This window comes from Phenylobacterium sp. (genome assembly GCF_025351295.1).
Lineage (GTDB): Bacteria > Pseudomonadota > Alphaproteobacteria > Caulobacterales > Caulobacteraceae > Phenylobacterium.
This window is the reverse complement of sequence record NZ_JANXWD010000109.1, coordinates 1-8,964: the sequence shown is the minus strand read 5'-3', so window position 1 is coordinate 8,964 and position 8,964 is coordinate 1. Positions and strand designations below refer to the sequence as shown.

The window sequence follows — 8,964 nt, the reverse complement described above, 5'->3', positions numbered from 1 at the left end:
ATAGGCCATCGCCTTCGCACCACCGCTCTTCGCCAGCGTCATCGTAATCGCCGCCGTCAACGTCGTCTTCCCATGGTCCACGTGACCAATCGTTCCAATGTTGCAGTGCGGCTTGTTGCGTTCGAACTTCTCTTTGGCCATTTCAAGCTCCAGCCCTGTCCGGGCTTGTCCTCTAAACTAGGGTTGGGGCCCGAACGATCTCCGAAGAGATCGTTCAAACTCTTAGTTGGCGTTTTTCGGACGAAAAACGCTAGGCGTATTTCTTGATCACTTCGTCGGCGACGACTTGCGGCACCGGATCGTAGTGGTCGTACTGCATCGTGAACGAGGCGCGGCCCTGTGAGAACGAGCGCAACGTATTGATGTAGCCGAACATGTTGGCCAGCGGCACGAAGGCCGTGACCACTTGCGCGTTGCCTCGGGTCTCGGTGCCCTGGATCTGGCCCCGCCGCGAGTTCAGGTCGCCGATGACGTCGCCCATGTACTCGTCCGGGGTCAGGACCTCGACCTTCATGATCGGCTCCAGCAGCTTCGGCGCGCCCTTCTCGCGAAGTTCGCGGAACGCTGCGCGGCTGGCGATTTCGAACGCCAGGACCGAGGAGTCGACGTCGTGGTAGTTGCCGTCATACAGCGTCGCCTTGAAGTCGATCACCGGGAAGCCGGCCAGCAGGCCGTTGTCCTTGGCGGATTCAATGCCCTTCTGGACGCCGGGCACGAATTCCTTCGGCACCGAGCCACCGACCACGGTGCTGTCGAACACGAAGCCCGACCCCGGCTCGCCCGGCTCGAACCTGATCTTCACGCGGGCGAACTGGCCGGTGCCGCCGGTCTGCTTCTTGTGCGTGTAGTCGATGTCCGTCTTCTTGCCGAGGCTCTCGCGATAGGCCACCTGCGGCGCGCCGATGTTGGCTTCCACCTTGTAGGTGCGCTTCAGGATGTCGACCTTGATGTCGAGGTGCAGTTCGCCCATGCCCTTCAGGCGCGTCTGGCCCGACTCCTGGTCGGTGTGGACGGTGAAGGACGGGTCCTCGGCGACCATCTTGGCCAGGGCGACGCCCAGCTTTTCCTGGTCGGCCTTGGACTTCGGCTCGATGGCGATCTCGATCACCGGCTCCGGGAAGTTCATCTTTTCCAGGATCACCGGGGACTTGTTGGGATCGCACAGGGTGTCCCCGGTGCGGGTGTCCTTCAGGCCGGCCAGGGCGACGATGTCGCCGGCGTGGGCTTCCTTGATGTCCTCGCGGTTGTTGGAGTGCATCAGCAGCATGCGGCCGACGCGTTCCTTCTTGTCGCGGGTGGAGTTCAACAGGCCCATGCCGGTCTCGAGCTTGCCCGAGTAGATGCGGCAGAAGGTCAGCGAGCCCACGAAGGGGTCGTCCATGATCTTGAACGCCAGCACCGACAGCGGCTCATCGTCGGAGGCGAGGCGCACCACCGGCTCTTCCGTGCGGAAGTCAATGCCCGGGGTCGGCGGGATGTCGACCGGCGACGGCAGGTAGTCGACCACCGCGTCGAGCAGCGGCTGGACGCCCTTGTTCTTGAAGGCCGAGCCGGCGAGGATCGGATAGAAGACGCCGGTCAGCACAGCCTTGCGGAGGCACTTCTTGATCACCTCGACCGAGGGCTCCTCGCCGCTCAGATAGGCCTCCATGGCGTCGTCATCCAGCTCGACCGCGTTCTCGATCATGTAGTGGCGCGCCTCGTCGCACGCCGCCTTCATGTCGGCCGGGATCTCTTCGTCGTGGTAGTTCGCGCCCAAGCCTTCCGAGTCCCAGACGATGGCCTTCATGCGGACCAGGTCGACGACGCCCTTCAGGGCGGCTTCCGAACCGATCGGCAGCTGGATCGGGATCGCCTTGACGCCCAGGCGCTCGCGGATGGTCCGCAGGCACATCTGGAAGTCGGCGCCGATCTTGTCCATCTTGTTGACGAACACGATCCGCGGGACGTTGTAGCGGTCGGCCTGGCGCCAGACGGTTTCGGTCTGCGGCTCCACGCCCTGGTTGCCGTCCAGCACCGCGACGGCGCCGTCGAGCACGCGCAGCGAGCGTTCGACCTCGATGGTGAAATCGACGTGCCCGGGGGTGTCGATGATATTCAGCCGGTGGCCGTTCCAGATGGCGGTGGTGGCGGCCGACGTGATGGTGATGCCGCGTTCCTGCTCCTGCTCCATCCAGTCCATCGTCGCGGCCCCGTCGTGGACCTCGCCGATCTTATGGCTCTTGCCGGTGTAGTAGAGGATCCGCTCGGTCGTCGTCGTCTTGCCCGCATCGATGTGGGCCATGATTCCGAAGTTGCGGTAGTCGGCGATCGGGTGCGCGCGGGCCATCGTTAGACGCTCTTTATAAAGCTGTTCGTAGGGGCCTGAACGAACGGCGCGGGCGGTTTAGCTCAAACCGCCCGCGCCGGAAAGCTCAGTGTAGAAGGGCTTACCAGCGGTAGTGCGAGAAGGCCCGGTTGGCTTCGGCCATCTTGTGCGTGTCTTCACGCTTCTTGACGGCGGAGCCGCGGTTGGACGAGGCGTCCAGCAGTTCGCCGGCCAGCTTCTCGGTCATGGTGTTCTCGCCGCGCTTGCGCGCCGCGGTCACCAGCCAGCGGATGGCCAGCGCCTTGCGGCGCTCGGGACGCACTTCCACCGGAACCTGGTAGGTGGCGCCGCCGACCCGGCGGGAGCGCACCTCGATGGACGGAGCCACATTGTCCAGGGCGGTGTGGAAGGTCTCCAGCGGGCCCAGGTCCTTGCGGCGGGTCTCCAGGATCTCGAAGGCGCCGTAGATGATGTTCTCGGCGACGGCCTTCTTACCTTCGTACATCACGTAGTTCATGAATTTGGTGACGACGAGGTCCCCGAACTTCGGGTCCGGAAGGACAACTCGTTTGTCTGCGCGACGGCGACGGGACATGCTTTACGTTCCTTACTTCGGCCGCTTGGCGCCATAGAGCGACCGGCGCTGGCGACGATCCTTGACGCCTTGCGTGTCGAGCACGCCGCGCAGGATATGATAACGGACGCCCGGAAGGTCCTTCACGCGGCCGCCGCGGATCAGGACCACCGAGTGTTCCTGCAGGTTGTGGCCTTCGCCGGGGATGTAGCACACAGCTTCGATGCCGGTGGTCAGGCGGACCTTGGCGACCTTGCGCAGAGCCGAGTTCGGCTTCTTCGGCGTGGTCGTGTAGACCCGGGTGCAGACGCCGCGGCGCTGCGGGCAGCCCTTCAGGGCCGGAACCTTGTTCCGCGAAGGCTTGTCCTGGCGCGGCTTACGGATGAGCTGGTTGACTGTCGGCATCTAGTCTCGCTTGCGTGGAGGCGTGTGCCGTTAGGCCGAGGCGCCTCAGTTGGGATCAGTGGTCGTGGTTTCGAGGCCACCCCATGAAACGCAAAAACTCGCCGGGACACCTTGGCGGCGTTCCTGCGGGGAGCGGCTCATCGGAGCCGGGAAGAATCCCCGGCCTCGAAAGAGCGCGCTACATAGTCGTGAAGCGCCGTCCCGTCAATCTGGGAACCCCCGGCGCGGGCCCTGCGTCGCATGGCCATGAAATCGCCGCGCGTTCGCCCCTCCTTGAGGCGCAGCTGCGCGGGGACGGGAGAGAGTATGGCGGCGGCTGGCCGTAGCCGGAAGGCGAGCATCGTGGCGGCCTCCGTGGCCGTCCACGCCGCGCTTCTGGCGGTGCTGGCCCTGCACGCGCCCCGGCTGCGGGTCCCGGTCTATGCCTCCGGGCCGCCCGAGGCGGTGATCCCGGTGCTGATCATGCCGCGCACCCCGCCCCCCGCCGCCGCACCCGGCGCCCAGCCGCAGCCGATCCGCCTGCACCGCCGCCCACAGCCCTTCGCCCTGGAACCCCTGCCGGTGACGCCGCTGGTGGCGCCCACGCTGGACGCCCCTCGCCCCCCGGGGCCGACCGCGCCGGGACCAAGGATCGTGAGCCCGCCGACTCAGGAGGACGCCATCGCGGTCAATGCCGGCAGGGCGCTCCGCGGCAAGCTGGGCTGCGCCAACGCCAGCCTGATGAACCTCAGCCGCGCCGAGCGCGAGGCCTGCGAGGACCAGCTGGCGGCCGGCGCGAAACAGGCGGACTACCTCGGCACGGGGATCGACGCCGACAAGGCCGGCGCTCTGGCCGCCGCGGCGCGCCGCAAGGACGCCGACTTTCGCTACATGCGCGCGCCCGGCGGGCCCGGCACCGTCGGGGCCGGCCCCAGCGCCAACGGCAATGCCGTGGGCCGCGACGGCACCCTGCCCGGCGCCACCGCCGAAGGCATCGGCAAGGTGGTCGGCAGCGACAAACCCACCCTCAAGGTCCCGTTCTAGACGCTCAGTTCACCGGCAGGTTCTTGGCCAGGAAGGTTTCCAGCGCCTCCAGCGTCTGTGTCCGGGTCGCCGACTTCGTCAGGTAGTGGTTCTCGCCCGCCAGCACGACCAGCTCGTAGGGCTTGCCCGCCCCCTTCAGCCGATCGGCCATCAGCTGCGACTGAGACGGCAGCACCACCGTGTCCTTGTCGCCGTGGATCAGCAGGATCGGGGCGCGGATGTCGGTCACATGGCGGGCCGGCGACCAGGCCTCCAGCTTGCCGCGGTCGGCCACGCCCAGTTCGGTGCGCCAGTATTCAACTCCGGCGCCTTCGCGGCCATACAGCCGCCCCTCGTCGATCAGGAACTGGCCCAGGTCGGCGATGCCGGCGATCGAGGCGGCGCAGCGGTAGGCCTCAGGGTGGAGCGCCGCGCCGGCCAGGGCCGCGTAGCCGCCGAAGCTGGCGCCGACGATGCAAACCCGTGTCGGATCGATGTCGCCGCTGGCCGCCAGGGCCACGACGCCGTCCAGCAGGTCGGTCTGCATCTTGCCGCCCCACTCGCCCTTGCCGGCGTCCTCGAAGCCGTGGCCGAAACCCCACGAGCCGCGGAACTGGGGCTGCAGCACCGCATAGCCGCGGCTGGCGAAGAACTGGGCCATGAAGTCGAAGTCGAAGGTGTCCCGCGCCGCCGGCCCTCCATGCGGGAACACGATCAGCGGCAGCTTGGCGCCCGGCTGGGCGTCCGGCGGCAGGGTCACGTAGGCCGGGATCTCCAGCCCGTCGCGCGCCTTGTAAGTGATCCAGCGGGTCGGCCCGAACTTCACGCCCTTCAGCTCGGGATATTCCTCGCCCAGCGGCGAGACCTCCTTGCGCGCCCGGTCATAAAGGTACCAGACGGCCGGCGACCCCGGCGACGAAGCCCGCGCCAGGAACCGGGTGCGGTCTTTCGACCACCCTTCCAGCTCGACGCTTTGGGTCTTGAAGGCGCGCGCCAGCACGCCGTGGGCGGCGCCGACCTCGGGGTCGAGCCACTGTATCGTCGGCCGTTCCGCGCCGAAGGCGACGCCAGCGGCGGCGTTGCGATGTTCGTCCCAGACCAACCGCAGCGACGGCCCGCCGTCGCTTACGGCCTCTACGGCGCCGTCTGCCAGGCGCTTGCGGACCAGTTTCTCGTTCTGCAGCACATATATCGCGTCGTCCGGCTCGGAGTAGCCATAGTAGTTGGCGTCGTCCTCCGCCGACGTCCCCTGCCAAAGCGGCGACCACTGCGACTTGCCCTTGGCGCGGCCAAACAGCGAGACCCGGTGGTTAATCTCGTCGACGTCGGTCCGCACCCGCGGCTCGCCGGCCAGGTCGACGTCCCAGTTGTTGGTGTCCGGGTTGCCGCGCTCGGTCATCTTGCCCTTGCCGGTGGCAGGATCGATGCTCCAGATTGCGCGCACGCTAACGTTCTCGACGCCCTTGCGCTTGATCCGGGTGTCCTGCCCGCCCATCGGCCCGCCGTTGTCGGCGAGGTCGTTGATCAGCACCCGCGCCGGCGACGCGCCCGTCACGCCGATGATCGGCTGGCCGCCCACCAGGTACTGCGAAGCCGACAGGTTGTCGAAGAACCGTGAGACCGCCTTGCCGTCAGGCCCGACAGCGATGTGGCGTTCGATCCGGTAGGCCGTGCGCGGTCCGGCGTCCCGCCAGTAGGCGATGGAGGCCACCACGAAGTCGTCGCCCGCCCAGCGCAGCCGCACCCCCTCCACGCCGCCCAGTTGCAGCACCGGCAGCCCCGGCTGATCGACAGTGGCGATGGAGACGATCCGCTGGTCGGACAGGCCGCCCAGGATCGCGATCCGCTGCCCATTTGGCGAGATCGCCGCGTCCACCACGGCCGGCACCCGCCCGAAGGCCGACGCTGGCGGCGGCGCGGCCCAGGCCTGCGCAGCCATGCTAACGAACGCGGCGGCCGCCGTCACCAATCCGCGCATAACGCCACCCCAACTTGTCACCCCGGAGTTCGCAGCTTAGCCGTTCCTCCCGCGGCGCCTAGAGGAGCCAAAGCCTTGGCCCCCAACGCGAAACGGCCCGGGCTTTCGCCCGGGCCGTTCCTGTGCGTGACCGTGCCTGTCGAGGCTTAGCCGTCGATGGTCTCGGCGACCGCCGCGTCGGCGATTTCCATGGGCAGCGGCTCCATGGCTTCCTCGCGGCTGGCGGTCAGGGCTTCGTCGCGCTTGGCGGCGATGCGCTGCAGGTTGCGCAGGTACGAGCCCGTGCCCGCCGGGATCAGGCGGCCCACGATCACGTTCTCCTTCAGGCCCTCCAGGGTGTCGCTCTTGCCCTGGACCGCGGCCTCGGTCAGCACCCGCGTCGTCTCCTGGAAGGAGGCGGCGGAGATGAAGCTGCGGGTTTGCAGCGAGGCCTTGGTGATACCGAGCAGCACCGGCTGGGTGATGGCCGGACGGCCGCCGCGGCTTTCGGCCTTGGCGCTCTCGTCTTCCACGTCGAGCTTCTCGAGATGGTCGCCCTTCAGCAGGCCGGTATCGCCCGGATCGAGGATCTCGACCTTCTGCAGCATCTGACGGACGATCGTTTCGATGTGCTTGTCGTTGATCGGCACGCCCTGCAGTCGATAGACCTCCTGGATCTCGTCCACGAGGAACTCGGCCAGCGCCTCGATGCCCAGGATCCGCAGGATGTCGTGCGGGTCCGGGTTGCCGTCGATCAGGTACTCGCCCTTGCGGATCACGTCACCGTCGTGGACGGCGATGTGCTTGCCCTTCGGGATCAGGAACTCGACGGGATCGCCGCCGTCCTCGGGCGTGATCTTGATCCGGCGCTTGTTCTTGTAGTCGCGCCCGAACTCGACCCGGCCGTCCATCTCGGCGATCACCGCGCAGTCCTTCGGACGCCGCGCTTCGAACAGCTCCGCCACCCGCGGCAGACCGCCGGTGATGTCGCGCGTCTTGGCGCTTTCCGTCGACATCCGCGCCATGATCTCGCCAGGCTTCACCTCATCGCCGTCGGCGATGGAGAGAATGGCCCCGACCGGCAGCAGGTACTTGGCCTCGCCGCCGTTCGACAGGCGCTTGTAGGCGCCGTTCTCGTCGATCACCGCCATGGCCGGACGCAGGTCCGAACCCTTGGAGGAGGCGCGCCAGTCGATGACCACGCGGTTGGAGATGCCGGTGGCTTCGTCGGCTTCCTCGCGGAACGAGAAGTTCTCGACCAGGTCCTCGAACCGCACCTTGCCGCCCACTTCTGTGATGATCGGGGTGGTGTAGGGGTCCCATTCGGCCAGGCGCTGGCCGCGCTTGACCTTCTCGCCGTTCTTGGCGCGCAGCCGGGCGCCGTAGGGCACCTTGTAGGCCTCGCGGTCCTTGCCATCGACCTGGACCGTCAGGGCCAGGTTGCGGCTCATCGAGATGAGCGCGCCGTCGGGGGCGATGACCGTGTTGCCGCCGTCGATCTTCACGGTGCCGTCGTTGGCGCTTTCGAAGAACGACTGCTCGGCCACCTGGGCGGTGCCGCCGATGTGGAAGGTCCGCATGGTCAGCTGGGTGCCGGGTTCGCCGATGGACTGGGCGGCGATGACGCCGACCGCTTCACCGATGTTCACCGGGGTCCCGCGGGCCAGGTCGCGGCCGTAGCAGGCGCCGCAGACGCCGACCTTGGTGTCGCAGGTCAGCACCGAGCGAATCTTCACCGACTGAACGCCGGCGTTCTCCACCAGGTCGCACATGTTCTCGTCGAGATAGCTGTCGGCGGGAACGATGACGTCGTTGGAGTTCGGGTCCTTGATGTCCTCGGCCGCGAACCGACCCAGGATGCGCAGGCCCAGGCTGACGAGCACATCGCCACCTTCGACGACCGCGCGGAGCGTGATGCCCCGGGTGGTGCCGCAGTCTTCCTCGGTGATGATGCAGTCCTGCGCCACGTCGACCAGACGGCGCGTCAGATAGCCGGAGTTGGCGGTCTTCAGCGCAGTGTCGGCCAGGCCCTTGCGGGCCCCGTGGGTGGAGTTGAAGTACTCCTGAACGGTCAGGCCTTCCTTGAAGTTCGAGATGATCGGCGTCTCGATGATCTCGCCGGACGGCTTGGCCATCAGGCCGCGCATCCCGCCGAGCTGCTTCATCTGGGCCTGCGAACCGCGGGCGCCGGAGTTGCTCATCATGAAGATCGAGTTGATCTCGCCCTGGCGGCCGTCCGGCCCGATCGGGGCGGAGGACACTTCGGCCATCATCTCGTCGGCGACCCGGTCGGTGGCCTTGGCCCAGGCGTCGACCACCTTGTTGTACTTCTCGCCCTTGGTGATCAGGCCGTCGGCGTACTGCTGCTCGTATTCCTCGACCAGCTTGCGGGTCTCGTCGACGATCGGCGCCTTGCGGGCCGGGATGACGATGTCGTCCTTGCCGAAGGAGATGCCGGCCTTGGCCGCCTCGCGGAAGCCCAGCGCCATGATCTGGTCGGCGAAGATGACCGTCGCCTTCTGACCGCAGTGCCGATAGACGGTGTCGATCAGGTTGGCGATTTCCTTCTTCGTGAGGTTCTTCTCAAGAAGCCGGTGACCGACCGCCGGGTGGTGCGGGAACAGGGCCGCGATCTTCATCCGGCCGGGCGAGGTCTGGATGACCTTGCGGACCAGATTGCCGTCGGCGTCCATCTCCGAATGCCGCGCCCGGATCTTG

At 67.2% G+C, this 8,964-nt stretch carries 6 protein-coding genes and 1 pseudogene; 1 reads left to right on the top strand and 6 read right to left on the bottom strand.

Annotated elements, in window-relative coordinates:
* The 4 genes from Q0R13_RS15920 to rpsL form a co-directional block, all read right to left on the bottom strand.
* Window positions 1-141: GTP-binding protein (locus tag Q0R13_RS15920; RefSeq protein WP_293903312.1), on the bottom strand; the 141-nt coding region annotated here is incomplete at its 3' end.
* Window positions 142-250: 109 nt separating this feature from the next.
* Window positions 251-2,329 (bottom strand): elongation factor G, encoded by a 2,079-nt coding sequence (fusA, locus tag Q0R13_RS15915; RefSeq protein WP_293905662.1) that lies wholly within the window; start codon window positions 2,327-2,329, stop codon window positions 251-253.
* Window positions 2,330-2,429: 100 nt separating this feature from the next.
* Window positions 2,430-2,903 (bottom strand): 30S ribosomal protein S7, encoded by a 474-nt coding sequence (gene rpsG / locus Q0R13_RS15910; protein WP_293905660.1) that lies wholly within the window; start codon window positions 2,901-2,903, stop codon window positions 2,430-2,432.
* Between the two features lie 12 nt (window positions 2,904-2,915).
* Window positions 2,916-3,287: a 30S ribosomal protein S12 gene (gene rpsL, locus Q0R13_RS15905; protein ID WP_293345753.1), complete on the bottom strand. Its 372-nt coding sequence runs from the start codon at window positions 3,285-3,287 to the stop codon at window positions 2,916-2,918.
* Window positions 3,288-3,629: 342 nt separating this feature from the next.
* Here rpsL and Q0R13_RS15900 point away from each other — a divergent pair, with 342 nt between their 5' ends.
* Window positions 3,630-4,310, top strand: coding sequence for a hypothetical protein (locus tag Q0R13_RS15900; RefSeq protein WP_293905657.1), 681 nt, complete (start codon window positions 3,630-3,632; stop codon window positions 4,308-4,310).
* Window positions 4,311-4,314: 4 nt separating this feature from the next.
* On the opposite strand, the gene Q0R13_RS15895 is transcribed toward Q0R13_RS15900, so the two are convergent.
* A complete protein-coding gene (locus tag Q0R13_RS15895) occupies window positions 4,315-6,228 on the bottom strand; it encodes an alpha/beta fold hydrolase (RefSeq protein WP_293905654.1) in 1,914 nt (637 codons plus the stop codon).
* A gap of 185 nt (window positions 6,229-6,413) precedes the next feature.
* Window positions 6,414-8,964: pseudogene (locus tag Q0R13_RS15890) on the bottom strand (DNA-directed RNA polymerase subunit beta'); the annotation flags it as partial.